The organism is Bradyrhizobium sp. UFLA05-89, from assembly GCF_059803475.1.
This window is the reverse complement of sequence record NZ_JBANBA010000072.1, coordinates 1-18,810: the sequence shown is the minus strand read 5'-3', so window position 1 is coordinate 18,810 and position 18,810 is coordinate 1. Positions and strand designations below refer to the sequence as shown.

At 61.3% G+C, this 18,810-nt stretch carries 17 protein-coding genes; 4 read left to right on the top strand and 13 right to left on the bottom strand.

Features of this window, described 5'->3' with window-relative positions:
- Positions 1 to 2: 2 nt before the first annotated feature.
- Positions 3 to 500, top strand: coding sequence for a peptide deformylase (locus SO139_RS29955; protein WP_474797069.1), 498 nt, complete (start codon positions 3 to 5; stop codon positions 498 to 500).
- Positions 501 to 725: 225 nt separating this feature from the next.
- Here the strand turns inward: SO139_RS29955 and SO139_RS29950 are convergent, their stop codons facing one another.
- From SO139_RS29950 to SO139_RS29910, 9 genes are read right to left on the bottom strand one after another with little or no spacing between them, the layout of a single operon-like run.
- Positions 726 to 1,481: an SDR family NAD(P)-dependent oxidoreductase gene (locus SO139_RS29950; protein ID WP_449384279.1), complete on the bottom strand. Its 756-nt coding sequence runs from the start codon at positions 1,479 to 1,481 to the stop codon at positions 726 to 728.
- 60 nt (positions 1,482 to 1,541) lie between these two features.
- Positions 1,542 to 3,056, bottom strand: coding sequence for an amidase (locus SO139_RS29945; protein ID WP_449384280.1), 1,515 nt, complete (start codon positions 3,054 to 3,056; stop codon positions 1,542 to 1,544).
- A gap of 40 nt (positions 3,057 to 3,096) precedes the next feature.
- Positions 3,097 to 3,804, bottom strand: coding sequence for an ABC transporter ATP-binding protein (locus tag SO139_RS29940; RefSeq protein WP_449384281.1), 708 nt, complete (start codon positions 3,802 to 3,804; stop codon positions 3,097 to 3,099).
- Entirely contained in the window at positions 3,801 to 4,523 is a 723-nt protein-coding gene (locus tag SO139_RS29935; RefSeq protein WP_449384282.1) for an ATP-binding cassette domain-containing protein, read from the bottom strand. The genes SO139_RS29940 and SO139_RS29935 overlap by 4 nt, the downstream gene beginning before the upstream one ends.
- Positions 4,523 to 5,596: an ABC transporter permease subunit gene (locus tag SO139_RS29930; protein WP_449384283.1), complete on the bottom strand. Its 1,074-nt coding sequence runs from the start codon at positions 5,594 to 5,596 to the stop codon at positions 4,523 to 4,525. The genes SO139_RS29935 and SO139_RS29930 overlap by 1 nt, the downstream gene beginning before the upstream one ends.
- A complete protein-coding gene (locus SO139_RS29925; RefSeq protein ID WP_449384285.1) occupies positions 5,593 to 6,459 on the bottom strand; it encodes a branched-chain amino acid ABC transporter permease in 867 nt (288 codons plus the stop codon). The genes SO139_RS29930 and SO139_RS29925 overlap by 4 nt, the downstream gene beginning before the upstream one ends.
- Before the next feature lie 22 nt (positions 6,460 to 6,481).
- On the bottom strand, positions 6,482 to 7,705 hold the full coding sequence (locus tag SO139_RS29920; protein ID WP_474797068.1) for an urea ABC transporter substrate-binding protein: 1,224 nt from the start codon (positions 7,703 to 7,705) through the stop codon (positions 6,482 to 6,484).
- Between the two features lie 31 nt (positions 7,706 to 7,736).
- The gene (locus SO139_RS29915; protein ID WP_449383879.1) at positions 7,737 to 8,735 is read right to left on the bottom strand and encodes an acetamidase/formamidase family protein; all 999 of its coding nucleotides are present in this window, start codon (positions 8,733 to 8,735) and stop codon (positions 7,737 to 7,739) included.
- A gap of 57 nt (positions 8,736 to 8,792) precedes the next feature.
- Positions 8,793 to 10,310: an amidase gene (locus SO139_RS29910; protein ID WP_449383878.1), complete on the bottom strand. Its 1,518-nt coding sequence runs from the start codon at positions 10,308 to 10,310 to the stop codon at positions 8,793 to 8,795.
- Positions 10,311 to 10,656: 346 nt separating this feature from the next.
- Here SO139_RS29910 and SO139_RS29905 point away from each other — a divergent pair, with 346 nt between their 5' ends.
- Together SO139_RS29905 and SO139_RS29900 are read left to right on the top strand one after the other, a co-directional pair.
- Positions 10,657 to 11,838: a transporter substrate-binding domain-containing protein gene (locus tag SO139_RS29905; RefSeq protein WP_449383877.1), complete on the top strand. Its 1,182-nt coding sequence runs from the start codon at positions 10,657 to 10,659 to the stop codon at positions 11,836 to 11,838.
- A gap of 41 nt (positions 11,839 to 11,879) precedes the next feature.
- On the top strand, positions 11,880 to 12,434 hold the full coding sequence (locus SO139_RS29900) for an ANTAR domain-containing response regulator (protein WP_498541077.1): 555 nt from the start codon (positions 11,880 to 11,882) through the stop codon (positions 12,432 to 12,434).
- Between the two features lie 34 nt (positions 12,435 to 12,468).
- On the opposite strand, the gene SO139_RS29895 is transcribed toward SO139_RS29900, so the two are convergent.
- From SO139_RS29895 to SO139_RS29885, 3 genes are all read right to left on the bottom strand, one after another.
- Entirely contained in the window at positions 12,469 to 13,719 is a 1,251-nt protein-coding gene (locus SO139_RS29895) for a CoA transferase (RefSeq protein WP_498541076.1), read from the bottom strand.
- Between the two features lie 706 nt (positions 13,720 to 14,425).
- Entirely contained in the window at positions 14,426 to 15,304 is an 879-nt protein-coding gene (locus tag SO139_RS29890; protein ID WP_498541075.1) for a L,D-transpeptidase, read from the bottom strand.
- A gap of 16 nt (positions 15,305 to 15,320) precedes the next feature.
- The gene (locus SO139_RS29885; RefSeq protein ID WP_449383873.1) at positions 15,321 to 16,352 is read right to left on the bottom strand and encodes an amino acid ABC transporter substrate-binding protein; all 1,032 of its coding nucleotides are present in this window, start codon (positions 16,350 to 16,352) and stop codon (positions 15,321 to 15,323) included.
- Positions 16,353 to 17,731: 1,379 nt separating this feature from the next.
- Here SO139_RS29885 and SO139_RS29880 point away from each other — a divergent pair.
- On the top strand, positions 17,732 to 18,166 hold the full coding sequence (locus SO139_RS29880; protein WP_449383872.1) for a hypothetical protein: 435 nt from the start codon (positions 17,732 to 17,734) through the stop codon (positions 18,164 to 18,166).
- 199 nt (positions 18,167 to 18,365) lie between these two features.
- On the opposite strand, the gene SO139_RS29875 is transcribed toward SO139_RS29880, so the two are convergent.
- A partial coding sequence (locus SO139_RS29875) for an oligopeptide/dipeptide ABC transporter ATP-binding protein (protein ID WP_498541074.1) occupies positions 18,366 to 18,810 on the bottom strand: 445 nt, incomplete at its 5' end.

Sequence of the window (18,810 nt, the reverse complement as noted above, 5' to 3'; positions counted from 1 at the left end):
TCATGACCATCCGCCCGATCGTCCGCTATCCCGACCGCCGGCTTGCGACCCCGGCGCGGCCCGTGACCGTGTTCGACGACGCGTTGCGGGAGCTTGCACAGGATCTGCTCGAGACGATGCGCGCCGCGCCCGGCATCGGCATCACGGCGCCGCATATCGGCATCCCCTTGCGCGTCGTAGTGCTCGAGCTCGACGCCAAGGACGGCGCGCGGACTTACGTCAATCCCGAGATCGAGTGGGCTTCACCCGAGATGATCCTGCACCGCGAAGGCAGCGTCTCGATGCCTGGCGTCAACGACGAGGTCCAGCGCCACGCCCGCGTGCGGATCAGCTATCAGGATCTCGACGGCAACACGCAGACCGAAGAGTCGGACTCCCTGCGTGCCGTGTGTCATCAGCACGAGATCGATCAGCTCGACGGGATGTTCTGGATCCAGCGGCTGTCGCGGCTGAAGCGGGAGCGGCTGGTGAAGAGGTTTGAGAAGATAGCGCGGGAGTAAGACTTCGGCGGGCAACCGAACTTGCTTCAACCTGCGCTGACCTTTGCGCGATTGCGCGCCGGCAGATCGCCTGCCCTCACGGGGGCCGACATCAGCAGGCGCCCGAAGCTGGGGACCTGGGACAGTCGCCGCCATTCCTCATAGCTCAAGACCACCACCCTCTGCGCATGGCGCAACCCACGCCTTCGTGCCGTCGAACTGCAACAGCAGCCGGTGGGCAGCTCATTAGACAGCCTTTGTGAGTGCACCATCGATGATGAGGTTGGTGCCGGAGATGCGAGATGCTACCGGGCTCGCAAGAAACACCACGCCGGAAGCGACTTCTTGCGGCGTGCCCATACGCCCGGTTGGATTGAGCGACATTGCAGTCTTGTAGAGATCAGGCATGCCGCGCTCGATATTCTGCCAAATGCCCCCTTCGAAGTAGGTGTTGCCTGGCGACACTGCGTTAACGCGGATTCCCTTGGCGATCAGCTGATTGCTGAGACCCTTGGCATAGTGGATCAGGGCCGCCTTGAAGGCGCCGTACGACCCGGCGGCGAAATCGACTTCGAAGCCCGACACGCTCGAGACGATGATGATCGACGCGGATTTCGACTTTTCCAGATAGGGCAGCGCGGCCGCGACGGAATTGACGGTGTGCATCATGTCGGTGCGGAACGATTTCTCCCAGGTCTCGGGCGTGTCGCCGACCGCCAGCGCGCTCACATTGCAGACGATGGTATCGATGCCACCGAGTTCGGCGGCGGCCCCATCGATCCAGCCCTTCAACGCGACCGGATCGGCGACATCGACCGCCCTGCCCCACGATTTGACGCCCTTCGCCGAGAGGCTCTTCACGACGTTGCCAACCTCGTCGGCATTGCGGGCGCAGATCGCGACGTTGGCGCCCTCGGCCGCAAATAGCTCGGCGATCGCAAGCCCAATGCCCTTGCTGCCGCCGGTTACGAGCGCGCTCTTTCCATTCAATCCGAGATCCATGGTCGCCTCCGTTGCTGGTGCGGCGGCCTGCTCGCATGCCGGCAGGCCGCCCCGGTGCGGTTACATCTTCTTCCAGTCGCCGGCGCCTTCGAACGCGGCGGCGGCGCGATAGATCGTCGGCTCGTCAAAATATTTGCCGATCAACATCAGACCGATCGGCAGACCGTTGCTCATGCCGCAGGGAAGGCTCATCGCCGGATGTCCGCTGGCGTTGAACGGCGCAGTATTGGGAACCATTTCGAACGCGCGCTGGATGTAGAGCTCGCGGGGCGCGTCTGCGGGCGGTAGCGGCGTCGCCTTCATCGGCAGGGTCGGCATCAGCAGCAGATCGTATTTGGCCAGCGCCTCGTCATAGGTTGCGCGCAGCTTGCGGTTCAAATTCTGCGCCTTAGCGTAGAAATGGCCGCGATAGTGCTTGGTGAAATATTGCCCGAGCAGCATCGTGATCTTGAGGCTGTCGGACAATTCGTCGGCGCGATGCTTCCAGGCGGAGTGGGCGTCCAGCAGCGTAGTGTTGTAGAGACCACGCCAGTTCGTCCCCATGCCGTTGCCCTTCATCATGAACTCGGTGGCGCCTTCGGCGGCGATCGGCAGCCAGATCGCCGGCGCAGCGAGGTGCATCGGTATCGAGATTTCCTCAACGGTGGCGCCGAGCTTTCGGAACAAGTCGGCGCCCGCCTTGACCTTGGCGTCGACGTCTGGCTCCGAACTTGGATGCCCAAATCCTTCCCTTACGATGCCGATACGCAATCCCCTGACGCCGCCTTCGATCTCGTCGCTGTACTTTCCGACCTTCAGAGCGCCCTGCCTCGGATCAAGTCCATCGGGCCCTGCCAGCACCTCCAGCAGCACCGCGTTGTCGCGCACGTTGGCCGTCATCGGGCCGGTGTGGTCGATCGTGAGCTCGATCGGCATCACGCCCGTATAGGGCACGAGGCCATAGGTCGCCTTCATGCCGTAAATGCCGCTGAAGGCGGCCGGAATGCGGATCGAGCCGCCCTGATCGCCGCCGATCGCCATATCGGCCTCACCGGTCGCCACCACCACTGCGCTGCCTGAGGATGAACCGCCAGCGGAGTATCCCATCTTGTGCGGATTGTGCACCGGTCCAGCTGCACACGTGTGGCTGCCACCGGAGAAGCAGAAATATTCGCAGTGCACCTTGCCAACGATGGTGCCGCCGGCGTCGAGCATGCGGGTGACGATGGTGGCATCCGTATCGGGGATATAGCCCTCCAGCGTCGATGCGCCGTTCATCATCGGGACGCCGGCGAGCGAGATGTTGTCCTTGAGCGCGATCTTCTTGCCGGCGAGCTTACCATTCGGGGCGCCCTTGATTTCGGTCTTGACGTACCAGGCGTTGAACTTGTTCTCCTCGCCCGCGGGGCGATAGCCGGGCGTGCGCGGATATTTCACCGCCGGAACATAGTCCGGCATGGCATCGACCGCATCGTAGGCGGCGTAGTTCGCCTGCATCAGCGCGTCGTAGGATTTGAGCTCTGCATCCCCCATGTGCATGCCGAGGTCCTCGGCGACGCTGCGCAGCTGATCAAGTGTGGGTCTCCTGACTACCATGGCTTGGGTCTCCCTCTGATCATGCCCGCGTGCGGCGGGCCTACGTTGCGATACCGACAAATTCTCCGACGAGGCTTGCGTCGCCGAGCTCGCCCGGTGACACTTCCCGGGTAATCGCGCCCTTCTGGATAATCAGGATCCGCTGCGACAGCGAAGCAATGAAGTCCAGATTCTGCTCGACCAGGATCATGGTGAGCCCGCTCCTGGCTCGCAGCCGTTGCAGGGTATGAACGATCTCGTCGATGATCGAGGGCTGAATGCCTTCCGTCGGCTCGTCGAGCAGGATCAGCCGCGGGTCGCCGCAAAGGCAGCGCGCGATCGTCAGCAATTGCTGCTCGCCGCCCGACAGCGCTCCGCCGGGGCGATCGAGCAACGCCTTCAGGCGGGGAAACTCCTCCAGCACGGTCGCGATGATGTCTTCTTCCACGCCGTCCTGCGTGCTGCAGCCCATGCGCAGATTCTCGTAGACGGTAAGCCCGGGGAAGATCTCTCGGCCCTGCGGCACGTAGCCGAGGCCGAGCCGCGCACGCCGGTAGGGTTCGATCGCCGTGACGTCGTCATGGCCGAACATCACACGACCGCTGGTCGCCGGCAAAAATCCCATCAACGCCTTCAAGAGCGTGGTCTTGCCCATGCCATTGTGGCCCAGAATGCCGATGAATTCGCCCTCATTGACGGAGAAGCTCACCCCGTTGAGGATCGGAATCCGGCCGTACCCCGTTCGCAGTCCCTGTACATCGAGCATCATGCGGCTGCCTGCTTGCCCAGATAGATGTCGCGCACCTGCGGATTGCGCATGATGTTTTCAAGGCTATCTTCGACCAGCACGCTGCCCTGGTTGAAGACCGTGACCTGCTTGGCGATCATGCGGATGAACTGCATGTCGTGCTCGACGACGATCAACGCCTTGGTACGGTTGATCTCGCGCACCAATTCGGCCGTCTTGTTGACCTCCTCGTGGGTCATGCCGGCCGCGGGCTCGTCGAGCAGGATCAAATCGGGATCGGTTGCCAGCACGAGCCCGAGTTCGACCCATTGCCGCTGTCCATGGGCCAGCTGCCCCACCAGACGTTCGGCGGCTTCGGTCAAGCCGACCCGCGCCAGCATCTCGTCGACAACGCGCCTCGCCTTATCGCCGGAATGAAGGCGGTTTGTCGCCAGCCAGATATTTTCCCGTACCGACAGGCCGTCGAAGACGCTCGGAACCTGGGTCTTGATGCCGATGCCGAGCCGGCCGATGTCGTGGGCGTGCGCGTGCGAAATGTCCTTGCCGCGGAACAACACCTGGCCATGGGTCGGCTCCAGTTGTCCGGTCAGCATCTTGAAAAACGTGCTCTTGCCTGCGCCGTTGGGACCGATCAGGCAGCGCAGCTCGCCTTCGGCCAACGAGAAATTGACCTGGCGCACGGCGCGAACGCCGCCGAAATGCATGCTGAGGTCCAGGGTCTGAAGCAGCGGTGCAGCCATCAGCCCTCCTCCGCCCGCTTGGGCTGGAGCCGCTTGGCTCCCTTGCCACGCGAGGCGAGCAGCGATTGGCCGATATCGCCCAGCGTCGGCACGAGCCCCTTGGGCACCAGAAGCACGAAGGCAATCAAGATGACTCCAAAGATCAGCGGCGCGTTGGCGAAGATCTTGGCCCACAGGTCCGAACCGCCACTCGGTTGATTGGCGCCGAGCGCGGTGGTAAGCCATTGAATACCGATGCAGCCGACGATCGGCCCGATCAGCGTGCCGCGCCCGCCGACGATGACCCAGATGATGATTTGCGCCGACTGGGCGAGACCGAAGATCGTCGGACTGACGAAGTTGCCCCAATTGGCGAACAGGCAGCCGGCAAATCCGGCCAGTGCACCACCAATGGTGAACGTCGCAAGCTTGTAGGCGCGCGGATCATAGCCAAGCAGCTCGGCGCGCCGTTCGTTCTCCCGGATGCCGACGATGATGCGGCCGAACCGGCTCGCCAGCAGCAGGCGCAATCCAAAATAGGTCGCGAGCAGCGCGGCGGTCGCCAGATAGAACATGCCTTCGAGATCGATCAGCGCAGCCTTGTTGCCAGGGAAATTCAACGGTGGGATGCCGGGTATGCCGTTGAAGCCGCCGAGCCGTGCCGAGCCGATATGGAATTCCGGTCCCGCCGTCGAGTTGATGGAGTTGAACAGGATCAGCGTCACTGTCAGCGTGATGACGCCGAGATACACATCGCTGATGCGTCCATAGAACATGAAATAGCCGAGCAGCGCCGCAAAGACCGCCGGCACGGCGACGGCTAGCAGAAGCGGGACCGTGCTCTCTCCGATGTTGAACATCGCGATCGCATAGGTATACGCGCCGAGCCCGAAGAACGCCGACTGGCCGAAACAAAGTATGCCGCCATAACCCCAGATCAGAGCGAGGCTCAGCGCCAGGATTGCCATGATCATGTAGACCGTGAGCTCGAGCACGACGTCGAGCTCGAAGAAGCGCGGTACCAGCACCAGGAATGCAACGCCGACCGCGCCGACGAGGCCGATGCCAACAAGATTTAGCACGCGTGCGTTCACAGGCCTCTCCGGAAGAAGCGGCCGGTGATCCCTTGCGGCAGCAGGCGGATCAGGATGACAGCGGCCGCGAGCAACGCGACCTCACCGAACACTGGCGTGGTGACGAAGGTCGCGATCTGGTTGATGGTCCCGAACAGCGCCGATGCCGACACCGTGCCGCTGAGTATCGCAGCGCCGCCGCCGATCACCGTGATGAAGGATTTGGCGACATAGGCGACGCCGATGGTGGGAAACACCCCGGAGACCGGCGCCAGCACCGCGCCGGCGAGGCCCGACAGCGCGGCGCCGATGCCGAAAGTGACGGCGTAGACGCGCGGCGGATTGACGCCCAGCGCTGCCGCCATGTTGGCATTCTGCATCGTTCCGCGGGCGATCAGGCCAAACCGCGTCCAGCGCATCAAGGCGAAGATCGCAGCCAGCACCACCGCCGCGACCGCAATCACGAACAGCGTGTAGACGCTGGTGCGGTAGGCGCCGATCTGGAAGCTGCCGAGCGGCGCCGAGATGCCCACAGTGGTGTTGCCGAAGATCGCCGTGGTCAGCCCGACGAGGAACAGGCTGAGACCCCAGGTCGCCAGCATGGTGTCGATCATGCGGCCATAGAGAAAGCGGATGATGGTCCGCTCGACGATGACGCCGATGAGGCCCACCACGATGGGCGCCACGACCAGCATCGCTACCCAGATGCTGATGCCGTGGCTGGTCGCGACGATGGCCGCATAGCCGCCGAGCATCAGGAACTCACCATGCGCGAGATTGATGACGCGCATCATGCCGAAGATGATCGCCAGCCCGACGCTGATCAGCGCAAGGCTGGCGATCGCGTAGAGGACTTGGATTGCCAGGAGAGCAACGAGGTCCACGTTCACCTTTCTCAATCCGCTCTCAAATCTTGATCACATATTGCTGGTTGTCGGTCGGATTCTTGATGAGATCGCAGACCGCGGCGGTATCGGCCGGCTTCTGCTGGGCGAAATCCTCCAGCACCTTGAGCTTCTTGTCGGCGACCTCGGCGATGTGGACGTCGAGCACGCAATGATGCGTCGGCGGATCGATCGTGACCTTGCCTGACGGTGCGTCGATGCTGATGCCGGTTTCGAGGGCTTCGATGACCTTCATCCGGTCGATACTCCCGGCTTTCTTCACCGCTTCCGCCCACAGCCGGAACCCCTGATAGGTTCCCATCGCGAGCTCGGTGATGTTGGGATAGTCGGCGCCGAAGCGCTTGAGGAAGCTTGCGACGAACTTCTCGTTGACCGGGTTCTTCAGGTCCTGGAAATAATTGTAGCAGATCAGCATGCCATTGCATTCATCGGGCGACAGCACGATGTGTTCATTCCCGACCGCAAAAGTGGTCGACGCCATTGGAATGCTCTTGCGCATGCCGGCAGCCGCCCACTGACGATAGAACGAGATGTGCGCGCCGCCGACCAGCGCCGACCAGACGAAATCCGGCTTCGCTGCCTGGATCTTGGAGATGGTCGGGCCGAAATTGGTGACGTCGAGCGGGAAGAAGTCGATCGCGGGGACCTCGCCGCCGTTCTCGGTAACGTATTTCTTCACCCATTGCGAGGTGATCTGGCCGTAATTGTAGTCCGCCGCGATCACGTAAACCTTCTTGCCCCATTTCTTCATGGCATAGGGCACCAGCTTTTCCACCGTCTGCGCCGGGGTCACGCCGGTATCGAATTGATTGCGATCGCAGACGCCACCTTCGTACTGGGTGTTGTAGAAATAGAGCGTCTTGAACTTGTCGAGCACGGGCCGGATCACCTCGCGCGAGGCCGAGGTGATGCCGCCATGGACGACCGCGACCTTGTCCTTCAGGGCCGCCTGCTGCGCGAACTGCGTGTAGAGCTGCATGTTCGACTGGGTGTCGTAGTTGATCAGCTTGAGCGGCCGGCTCAAGAGACCACCCGTTGCGTTGGCCTCCTCGATGGCAAGAGTCATCGCGTCGACCATCGGCTTGCCGTAGATGTCGAGGCCGCCGGAGAGATCGTGAATGCTGGCGACGTTGATCGGATCTTCCGCCCAAGCGCTGGAGGAAAACATCCCGGCGGCAGCGGTGGCCGCCGTACCCTGCAAGAACGTTCTGCGATTGAACCTCATAGCCCTAGTCCTCCTCGCGGTTGCCGCTGTTTCATGAAGTCAGGTATCTTTTCAGAATTGAGGCCCCCATCGTGTATTTCGGGTCGACCATGTTGCCGAGCCGGATGCGTCCGGCCTGGCTGAGCAGCATGTAGGCGTCGATCTCGTCGAAGCCGTAGTCGGCGCTCATCCAGCGAACCAACTCGCGATAGGCGATGCGCGCCGCATCCTCGAGCGGTCGGGCGCTGCCGATGGTCATGAGGAACTCCCGGGTCTCGAGCCGCGGCCACGCAAAGCTCCAGTCCTTGATGACGTCGATCTGCATCGTGACGGTGGCGCGCTGCTCGATCGCGACGCCCGACAATTCGCCGTCTCCCTGGGTGGCGTGGCAATCGCCGACATAGAGAAGACCACCTTTGACATGCACCGGGAAGTACAGGATAACGCCCGGAGCGACATCGGGCAGGTCCATATTGCCGCCGTGATAGTCCGGCTGCAGCGACGAGATTGCCTCGATCTCGGGCGATATCCCGATGGTGCCGATGAACGGTTGATAGGGCAGCGTGATCTTGTCGCTCCAGCGCACGCCGTCCTTGTCGACGTGCATGACCCTTACCCGCTCCGGCAAGGGCGGATTGAGCAATGCGGTTGAGGCAGTTCCGACAAGGCCGCCAAATTCCGGAATGATGCAGGTCTTGCCGGCCGGCTGCGCGCCGCGGGTCTCCACCGCATGAATATGCACGGCCAGGCAATCGCCCTTCCCGATGCCGTTGACGGCAATCGGGCCGCATTGAGGATTGAGGAAGGGAAACCGCAGCTTTGCGGTCGGACTGTCCTTCTCGCTGGTGATGACGCCGCCAAAGGCATCTTCGGTCTCGACGGCGACGACATCGCCGGGATCGATCGTCAGCGCCGGCTTTGCGTAAGGACCGTAAACGTAATGGAAAGGCCCCTGCTTTTCGATCGTGAGCTCGTGGCGTCGTCCCGCCCGGCCCTTGGCGAGGCCGCGCTTTGCCATGATGGAGGTCTCCAGCCAGGTTTCGTCGATCATTGCGCAATCCTCGGAGGCAATCGGCATGCAAGCACGCCAACGCCGGATTTGCCTGGTTCAGTTTAATTTCCACTCTCCGGCGGCTTCGATCGCCCGCGCCAGCCGTATCAGCGTCGCTTCCTCGAAGTGGCGCCCGACCAGCATCAGGCCGACCGGCAAACCATTGACGCGGCCGCATGGCACGGTGAAGGCAGGATGTCCGGAAACGTCGAACGAGCAGGTGTTGGCCTGCATGTTGAGGGCGACGTCGATCACGGTGTTGAGCGGCGCATCGGGCGGCGGGATCGGCGTCGCAGTAAATGGAATCGTCGGCATCGCCAGGGCGTCGAATTTTTGCAGCGCGTCATCGTAGGCCCGATGCAGCAAAGGCCGGAGATTTTGCGCCTTGGAATGATAGCGCCCGTGATAGTGGCGGTGCATATATTCGCCGAGCATCAGCACCAGCTTCACCGTCGGCGACACGTCATTGATCCGTGTTCCCATGCCGCGCGCAAGCGCCTCCTGCATCGAGACCGGATAATAGCCCTGGACGTTGTTGCCGACGCCGTAACCCTTCAGCATCATCTCGGCGGCGCCTTCCAGAATGACGCCGCTCCAGACATGCGGTCCATCGAGATGCCAGGGCACGGAGACTTCTTCGCTTGCGATGCCGGCTTTGCCTAGCGCCGCAATGGTTTGTCGCACCTTCTCGTTGACCGCCGGATCGCTCTCGGAATGGCCAAACCCCTCGCGCAGGACGCCGATGCGCAGCCCCCTCGCGGGATTGCCGAGCGCCGCCATATAGTCGCCGGTGCGCGCGGCAATGGTCCGTGTATCCCAGCCGTCATGACCGGCGATGACCGTCAGCAGGCGAGCGACGTCTTCGACCGAAGCGCACATCGGGCCGCAATGATCCACCGAGTAGCTGATCGGCATCGAGCCGGTGGTCGGCACCAGGCCCCAGGTCGGCTTCAGACCGTAAACGCCGCACCAGCTTGACGGCGTCCTGATCGAACCGCCCTGGTCGCCGCCGAGCGCCATCGGCACCTCACCCGATGCCACCAGCGCGGCACTGCCGCCAGAGGAGCCGCCGGCGCTGTGCGCAGGATTGTGCGGGTTACGGATCACGCCGCCGGCGCAGGTATGGCTCGCGCCTGAAAAGCAGAGATCCTCGCACGCAGCCTTGCCGGCGATCGTGCCACCGGCGTCGAGAATCCGCGTCACGACCGTGGCGTCGAGTTCGGGAACATAGCCTTCGAGCAACGCCGAGCCGTTCATCATCGGCACGCCGGCGACGCAGATATTGTCCTTGATCGCGATCTTTTTGCCGCTCAACAACCCCTCTGCGCCGGTACGGATGTTCGTCTTCCAATACCAGGCGCCGTAAGGATTTTCAGACGCCGCAGGCCGATAGCCCGGCGAGCGCGGCGCAATCGGCGCCAGCGCCGGAGGCACCAGCTCGTCCAGCCGGCCATAGGAAGCCAACGGTCCCTTGAAAGCCTGCTGAAATGCAGTGATCTCGTCAGTGGTGAGGACGAGGCCAAAGTCGGCGCCGAGATCCTCGATCTGCTCCAGCGTCGGAAGGCGAACGGCCATACTCCACCCTTCGGGTCGGGGAGACAAAATGAAAAAAGCCACCCGCGGCCCGAGAAGGGCCTCGAATGGCAACAGTGCCGATGCTATCAATGGTCGCGTAGGTTACGGTGCAGATCGAAACTTGGAGTCGTCACTCAGACGTCATCGGCTGCGCGAGAACTCTTTCGCAATGCACGCATTCACGTAGCAGTCATTGTGTCTTAGCGCCGCTGGCCTTGTCAATGCGAGGCCAGCACGTTTTTTATGCTGGTCGCATCAATGGCGTGCAGTGCTGATTGACGATGCAAGGAAGCAAGGCCTAGTTTCTTGCGACGAGATTGTTGCCGAACAGCGCCCTGGTTTCTCCATGAGCAAGCCGTCCATCCCTCTCGGCCTCGTATTCTCCCAGTCGGGACCCTATGCCATGATGGCGGGCGAAATGCGCAAAAGCGCAATGATGGCGGTCGACGAGATCAACCAGAGCGACGCCTTCGATTTCACGTTCACGCCGCACCTCCGCGATCCCTGCGGAGTCGTCGCCGAGTATCACACTGCGTGCGCCGATCTCATTCATGAGGAGCATGTCGGGCATATCGTCGGTTGTTACACATCGGCCTCACGCAAGCAGGTAATTCCGATCGTCGAACGGACCGAGCGGCTGCTCTGGCATCCGGCCCGCTACGAAGGATTCGAAAGCAGCGACAACGTCATCTATGTCGGCGCCGCGCCCAACCAGCATGTCGTGCCGCTGGTGCGCCACATGCTCGACCACATCTCCGCCGACGTATTCTGCATCGGGTCGAACTATATCTGGACCTGGGAAATGAACCGCGTCATCCGCGAAATCGTGACCAGCGCCGGCGGCCGCATCCTTGCCGAACGCCTGCTCGAACTCGGCGAGATCGCAGTGGACCACATCGTCACGGAGATCATCGACCGAAGACCGCCCGTCGTGTTCAATACGCTGGTCGGTGAATCCAGCTACGCGTTCATGCGTGTCCTCCATGCGGCGGCGACGCGTGCCGGCCTCTCGATCCCGATGCTGAGCTGCAGCCTGTGCGAGCCCGAACTCAAGCTGATCGGATCAGCGGCCTCGGTCGGGTGCATTACCTCATCAGCATATTTCGAGAGCATCGAGGGCGCCGAAAATTGCAGCTTTGTGGCGCGATGGAAGGCTCGTCATGGCGAAGACAGCAGCCTCTCGGTCGATGGACAGTCCACTTATGTCTGCGTCATGCTGCTTGCCCGCGCCATCCGCCGCGCGGGTTCGGCGGAGGTCGGCGCCGTGCGGCGCGCCGCGGCAAATCATCGCTACGATTCCCCGCAGGGTCCGGTTTGGGTGGATCCCGACAACAATCACTGCTTTCTCACGCCAAGGCTGGCACGCTCAATGCCTGGATGTCAGTTCAGTATCTTCTGGGAAGCCGATGCGCCTGAACGTCCGGATCCGTATCTTTCTAACCTGGACCTGAGCGCGTTCGGCAGGAGGTCGGGAAAGAGCAATGATGCGATAGCCAAGCGTTCGAACCATTTGCGTATCGTGAAATGACCAGACCATCCCCCTTTTCCGTCCGCGGCCGTCGCGCTCTCATGGTGATGAAAGATGAGCGCGAAATCCCGATCGTGCGTCGCCAGCTCAGCCGCCTCGGCATGACCATTTCCGAGCATGATCCGGCCGAGCCGCCGCCAATCCAGCCTTTCGACGTCATCCTGTTGGATGCAGACAGCATTCCCATCAAGTCTGACCACGCCACCCTGTGGAAGGGCAGCGTCCCGATCATAGCGCTGATCGGAACGGAAACGCCCAGTCGATTGAAGTGGCTGCTCGATCTGCGACCAGCCTCTTTTCTCGTCAAGCCGCTCCGCTCTGCCGGGCTTTACACCGCCCTGGTAATCGCGTTCGATTCAGCGCAGCGAAGACTGGAGCAAGTCGCGCACATCGAAAAGCTGGAGGATCGCATCAGGTCCCGGCGGGTTGTGTTCGCTGCCGTTCTGCAGGTCATGCGCGGTCACGACATGTCCGAGACGGAGGCGTTCGCGCTCATTCGGCAGACGGCAATGCGACATCGCACGACGATCGAGGTCTTGAGCGCGGAGATCCTCGCGGCTGGAGGAATGCCGAACCGGACTACGCGAACGGCATAGAATGGCACCAGGCTTCGCCCAAGGCTTCACGTTGCTACGGATTGGCCGGAGCAACCTGCGGCTCAGTGAATGGATCTGTGCGGTGCACTACCCCGTCGGCATACAATCCATCGATCTCCGCGTGCGATAGGCCCAGCATAATCGACAGAATATCGGTCGTATCGTCGCCGATCGACGGCGCGCCGCGCCAAATACGCCCTGGTGTCAGCGACATCTTCGGTACGACGCCGAAGACTCGGATCGGCACGCCCGACTGCCGGTCGAGCACCGGCACAGTCATATCGCGAGCCGCGTAGTGCTCGTCGCTGTATTGGTCGCGTACGTTGAACACGCGAGCGCAACCTATCTGGGCTGCGTTCAGCGCGGTCTCCACCTCAAGCGCCGTGTGTGCGGCACAATAGTCGCGCAGCCGTCGGTCGACCTCGCGCCCCTTCTCGGAGTTCACCGCCGCAGCATCCTTCGAGCATTCGTCGTAGCTGTATTCGACCGGGTCAAGACCGAGGAATTTGGGCACGCGCTTGTAGATCGCACCGCCGAGCGCCCCGATAAAGACCCAGCCGTCGCTGCATTTGAAAGTGTCGTAGGGTTGAAAACCCGCCGGCCGGTTGCCAGTATGCCCGTAGACCGTACCCTCACCGGTAAAAATCGGCAGCGTGTTGCCGTTGGTCTGCGCCACCGCTTCATACTGCGCGAGATCGATGACTTGACCTCGCCCGGTTTTCTTGACCTCCCAGAGCGCCATCATCGTCGCCGCCCAGCCGGTGAGCGCGGTCACATAGTCGCCGGTATAGGACTTCGCACGCTGCGGCGGACCGGCGGGGTCACCCGTCAAGTTCATCATGCCGCCATAGGCTTGCGCAATCGCGTCATAACCCGGTCGCCCGAGATAGTCTTGCTTTCCGTACTGACCATAGGTGCTGACCCGCACGATCACGAGGCTCGGGTTTACCGCGAGCGCCAACTCGTTGGTGATACTGTTGCGTTCGCATGTGCCAGGTGCCGAGGATTCCATCCATACGTCGGAAATCTTCCATAGCGCCATTAAGAGCTCTATGCCGCGCGCCTTTTTGAAGTCGAGCCCTAGCGACAATTTGTTCTTCGTGACTTCGGCCTCGTCACCGCCGTGGGGGCGCGGCCCCCGCTGCAATTGCGGCGCGGTAAAGCGAAACACGTCGCCTCCCGGCTTCTCGATGTGGATAACTTCAGCGCCGAACTCCGCGAGCTTGGTGCCAATATAGGGTTGAGCGATCAACTGCCCAGTGCCGACCGCGCGGATGCCCTCCAACGGCCCGAACGCTGGCGCGATGCACGGCGTCTTCGGTCGCTCCAGGCGCTTGATCCAAGTCGGGATAGAACCCCGAAGTTGCTCGATCTTACTCTCGTCGCGGATAATCCTTGGATCGTGAGGCATGCACACCCCCGTTGGTGAATGCACTGGTCAAACTTGGGTTCAAAGCGATTCTGGGCAGAGACAGGGAAAGCACGTGATCAATCTTCGCACGCTGAAGAATCAGTGAAATTTTTCGGACGTAACCCGTCAGTCGACGGCGTCCCGAATGCGGCTCCTTCGACGCAACATTATTGATTGCGGTTTTAGACGCAACATTATTGATCGCAGTTTTAAGTGTCCGGCGCCTCCGCCGCTTGCGCGACAGTGAAGGACACGACGGGCGTTGCGCGCCGATATGGCAATCTTGATGACATTCATACTCCCTTGGCAACTCGCGCCAAGAAGATGCGCCTACAAATTGGCGGTCAGAATGCGTCTAGGCAAGCCAAAAAGCTCTCTGCCACCTGCTGCGCGTGTGTCTCAACTGAATTCAAAGGATCAGGAAACGGAAGCGAGATATGTTATCGATGGCAGTCTGCTCAGACCTTGAAAGCAGACCATCGCTTTGCCAGGCCTGTTCCTGTGCCAACCAATGTGCCAGCGATCAAAAGGATGAAAGCCTAGCGGGAGGGAATTCGCGGAGCTTCCGAAATTCTCAAGTCTAGCTGACGAACACTACTCGCGTCTCCAGAGAAACGCGTCTGTATAGGTCCTCGACATCGTCGTTAACCAGCCGGATGCATCCGGAAGCGACGAGATGGCCAATGGTTTTCGGCGAATTCGTGCCGTGGATGAGCAGGCCAGGTTTGTCGAGCAACAGGGCACGTGCCCCCAGCGGACTGCCGGGTTGGCCGGCCGACGCAAGCGGCGCGTCTGTGCTCGCGCCTGAAGTCCTCCAGTCAGGCCATTCCATCTTGTGGATGATATGGAAGAAACTGCCTCCCCTGAGACATTCCTGCGCGACTCCGATGCCGTAGCGGCGCGCCGAGTTGTTCGAATCGATCAGATAAAGGAAGCGGTTTTCGCGGTCGATCACGATCGAACCTGGAACGACAGTGGTTCGATAGAAGACCACTTGCCGCTGAAGAGCAAACGGAAGACCTTCGCCCGTCGAGCCGCCATCGACGCCGGGCTTCAGGTCGGTCACGACGACGTCGTCGCCCACGCGCGCCACCTTCGATGATGCCGTCACTCCGGTTCTGGCCACGCCAGGGACCTTGCTTGGGACATATCCATACAACAAGGCTGCCGCGGCGATGACGACGACGAGAGCGGCGGTGCCGTAGGCTATCGGCTTCCAGCTTCTGTTCGTCGATAACACCTCGTTGATTTCAGCCGCAGACATCGCTCCGTCGGCGACGAACTGTTCCTCAATCCGCCGGATGGCGTCCTCAAGTGCAGCCGCGTGCGATGCAGCAGCCTCGCGCGTCAGCCGCGATTTCCTAATGAGGCCGTAGGCATCCCTGTAGATCTCGTCGCGCGCCGCAGCATCCTTGCCTTCCACCGCCTTGGTCAGCAACGAGTAATAGTCCACGTCCATGGGGTAGCCTCTGAAACTATCTAACCGGAGGCGCGTACTGGATGCCGCCCTTCGTCCAAAGTGCATTCAGCCCGCGCGGGATGCTGAGCGGGGACTGAGTCCCAACGTTTCTCTCATAAATTTCTCCGTAGTTGCCTGTCGCGCGAAGGGCGCGCACGGCCCAGTCGTTCGAAAGGCCTAGTTGCTGGCCAAATTCACCCTCAATTCCGACTAGGCGTCGGACATTAGGATCAGAAGATTTCAACGCGTCGTCGATATTTGCCGACTTGACGCCGAGTTCCTCGGCGTTGATCAACGCATAAAGCGTCCACTTGACCAAGTTGAACCACTGGTCGTCACCCTGCCGCACGGCCGGTCCCAGCGGCTCCTTCGAAATTACTTCCGGTAGGATAACGTGGCTGTCGGGTGTCGCGAGCTTGAGCCGCTCGGCATACAGCTGCGAAACGTCGCTAGTCAGCACGTCGCATTTGCGGTCTTCGTAAGCTTTCCGACTTTCTTCCGCAGTACCAACAGCCAGGGTTTTGAGCGACATATCGTTGGCACGGAAATAGTCCACGAGGTTGAGTTCGCTCGTTGTGCCGGTCTGCGTGCAAACCGTCTTACCGCTAAGCTGAAGGGCTGTATCGACACCGCTCTCCCGACGCACCAGAAAGCCCTGTCCGTCGTAGTAGGCAACGCCAGCGAACATCAGACCGAGCGACGTTTCGCGCGACATCGTCCAGGTCGAATTGCGCGACAGCACGTCGATCTTGCCCGACTGCAGCGCAGGGAAGCGGGTCGCAGCGTCGAGTGGCGTGAACGTTACCTTGGCCGGGTCGCCAATGACTGAAGCTGCGATTGCCCGGCAGATATCGACATCCAGGCCAGTCCAATTGTTCTGGTCGTCCTGGCTCGAAAAGCCCAGCAATCCCTGCCCGACGCCGCAATTGAGCGTGCCGCGCTCTTGGATGGCCTTCAACGTCTGAGCGTTCCCGGGCGGGGTGTTTGTATTCAGTACGGCGATGATTGCCGCGGCCAGGACGACGGATCGGCTTGTGAATTTCGGCATTCCGGTTTTGCGATCTGGTAGGGCGCGAGTATCGGACGCTTTATACTAGTGACGCGGACGGATCTCTGAGGGTCATCGCTCAGTCTTTGCCGCGAACGAACGCAAGTCTTGATCTAGATCAAAGACGGCGCAAACGACGATCACCGTCCGTCCATCGCGCGATCGGACGTCCCTGATAGGCCGAGTCCCCACCTACCTATTCCTCCCGCTATCAAACCATTATGGACGAGGTTCCTGCCTCGCTAACGGGACCGAAAGCAGCCATGCGGCTTCGGGGCACTACGGAGCTTCTGCCAAGACCCGAACCACGTCCCGACTACTCCCGGAAACCGACATGGCAGCCGCGGTCTCCGTACGCGTTGGGAGCACCGCCGACGTTAACCCTGTCGGCAAATAGTCCGTACGTGGGTCGGCAGCCGCCGACAAGTTGCCTCATTGGTACGGAGACTTTTCACCGGCACTAACTCAGGTTAGAGGCGCATCATGCTGAGAATGGCGTCGTTGGGCCTCCTTATCCTGCTGGGTGTAGGAGTACTGTCAGCAATGGAGCTCAGAACTCCACCGCGGAGCGCAGTAGCGGTCGTCCAGCCCATTGCTATGCCAGCCATAGACATTTCCGATTCCCATAGTGCGTTGGCAAAAGCTGATCGCCTTGAAGTTGCCGCTGTGAACGCCGAGGTGCCAGCACAGGCTGCTTTGGTCGATGAACGCATTGCCCCGCCGAATGACCTCGGTATCCGTTCTTCGGAGCCTCCGAGGCCGGTCGCCCGTCGGCGGCACAATCCAGAATCGAAGAAGGTCGCAACCGCTGCACGACCCAAGTCGAAGCCAAGGGCAACCGCTGTCAGGCGAACTGCCATTTTGCAGCGTTCAAAGGCCGCCAGCGATACCGAGCCCTGTCGGCTCAACGCGTTTGGTGGCTTGCGCAAGGCTTTGAATTCAGCCGACTGCGAAATCTGATTCAGCGACTCATAAATCCTCGTCGAACGCCTTGCCTCCGCGCTGGCCAAGAAGCATCTGCGTCGTCTTGGGTATGTCCACGCTGCGTCTGGGTTGCCCCCGATAGCGGCATCGAAGGCGGACGACATCCCAGTTCGGCCTCATCCTTGCTGCAGACACGAGCCGTTTAATGCCGGGTTTGGGAGCGAGCTCTTTTTTGGACCGCTCAAGATACACATCTTACAAAGGAGCAGATCGGCCGGCCGGCACGCCCGTTAATTTGGTCCAGCGCTGGCTTGAGGCCTTCGGCGGCAAGGGCAAATCCTCGCGCGCCAGTGCGCCGGGCGCGACGCCTGCCGTCAGCCGAAATAGCTAATCGAACCGTCCAACGATAGCCATGAACGCCGGCGAACTTGGGTGGGCGAACCAACCGGACCACCATGTCCTCCAGCTCCAACGCCAGTATCGCCAAGAAAGCCCGAACCAAGGCTGAGGCGGATTTCGCCACTTGGCTCATGATGGCCAAGCTCGGTGGTTTCGATGACCTGCCGTCAAATGCCCAGAGCTTTCTGACCAGCTATCGAACCCGACTCGAGACGATGAGCGAGGCCGAGTCCACGGCGCTGGCTATTCGCGAGGTCTACAGCGCATATTACAGCGCAATGGGAGGCGTAGGTACGGCGCCCGAACCAAAGGCTCGGACGCCAACGACAGAGGGCAAAGTCGTGGGGTCCCAGAGACCGACTAAACAGCGGCCTGGCCTATCGGCTGCGCGTCACTCGACGAGGCCGATGACCCGAAAGTCCTTCCTGACGCTGCTGGTTTTCGCGAGCCTGGTGGCACTAATTGTCGTATTCAGTTTGCTGGCGCAGTAACACCACCCGCGGGCACGAAAGTTCCCGGACCGCCGCTTTGGCGCACCGGTGTTGCAACTTAGGCGGAGAAGACCGAGGCTGCTCAAGCTTGGCCCGCATCGCTTCCAGTCAGAGTCGGCAGCACCTACGAGTCTAGGTATTTCGTGCAACGAATCTAATACCGACCACCGTTTGGTGAGATGCCTTTGCGGACCGATCGTTAAGCCGCGTGAGCTTCCAGGAAGCGCTCGGCGTAATGGCAGGCGACGAGGCGGCCGTCAAGCGGGCGCAAGGGTGGACGCTGCGAGCGGCAGAGGTCGGTCGCATGGGGACAGCGGGTCGAGAAGACGCAGCCCTTTGGTGGTTCGAGCGGCGAAGGCACCTCGCCCTTCGGCACGACACGCTGGCGTTTGCGGCCAAGGCCCGGCGTCGCGTCGAGCAAGGCCTGAGCATAGGGGTGCAGCGGCCGCGCAAAGATGCGCTCTTTCGCTCCGTGCTCGACTGCGATTCCCAGATACATGATCATCACGTCATCTGCGATGTGACGCACCACGCCGAGATCGTGCGAGATGAAAAGATAGGCCAGCCCTAGTGGTTCATCACAGTGGTTTTGACTCTTTGGCGGCAGCTGGATAGGCGCGGCCGAGTTTGGCGCGGGCTTTGTC

Excerpts from the sequence above, each read along its gene's own strand:
- SO139_RS29955 (WP_474797069.1), top strand. The coding sequence starts at position 3 with ATGACCATCCGCCCGATCGTCCGCTATCCCGACCGCCGGCTTGCGACC.
- SO139_RS29950 (WP_449384279.1), bottom strand. The coding sequence starts at position 1,481 with ATGGATCTCGGATTGAATGGAAAGAGCGCGCTCGTAACCGGCGGCAGC.
- SO139_RS29945 (WP_449384280.1), bottom strand. The coding sequence starts at position 3,056 with ATGGTAGTCAGGAGACCCACACTTGATCAGCTGCGCAGCGTCGCCGAG.
- SO139_RS29940 (WP_449384281.1), bottom strand. The coding sequence starts at position 3,804 with ATGATGCTCGATGTACAGGGACTGCGAACGGGGTACGGCCGGATTCCG.
- SO139_RS29935 (WP_449384282.1), bottom strand. The coding sequence starts at position 4,523 with ATGGCTGCACCGCTGCTTCAGACCCTGGACCTCAGCATGCATTTCGGC.
- SO139_RS29920 (WP_474797068.1), bottom strand. The coding sequence starts at position 7,705 with ATGAGGTTCAATCGCAGAACGTTCTTGCAGGGTACGGCGGCCACCGCT.
- SO139_RS29915 (WP_449383879.1), bottom strand. The coding sequence starts at position 8,735 with ATGATCGACGAAACCTGGCTGGAGACCTCCATCATGGCAAAGCGCGGC.
- SO139_RS29910 (WP_449383878.1), bottom strand. The coding sequence starts at position 10,310 with ATGGCCGTTCGCCTTCCGACGCTGGAGCAGATCGAGGATCTCGGCGCC.
- SO139_RS29905 (WP_449383877.1), top strand. The coding sequence starts at position 10,657 with ATGAGCAAGCCGTCCATCCCTCTCGGCCTCGTATTCTCCCAGTCGGGA.
- SO139_RS29900 (WP_498541077.1), top strand. The coding sequence starts at position 11,880 with ATGGTGATGAAAGATGAGCGCGAAATCCCGATCGTGCGTCGCCAGCTC.
- SO139_RS29890 (WP_498541075.1), bottom strand. The coding sequence starts at position 15,304 with ATGGACGTGGACTATTACTCGTTGCTGACCAAGGCGGTGGAAGGCAAG.
- SO139_RS29885 (WP_449383873.1), bottom strand. The coding sequence starts at position 16,352 with ATGCCGAAATTCACAAGCCGATCCGTCGTCCTGGCCGCGGCAATCATC.
- SO139_RS29880 (WP_449383872.1), top strand. The coding sequence starts at position 17,732 with ATGTCCTCCAGCTCCAACGCCAGTATCGCCAAGAAAGCCCGAACCAAG.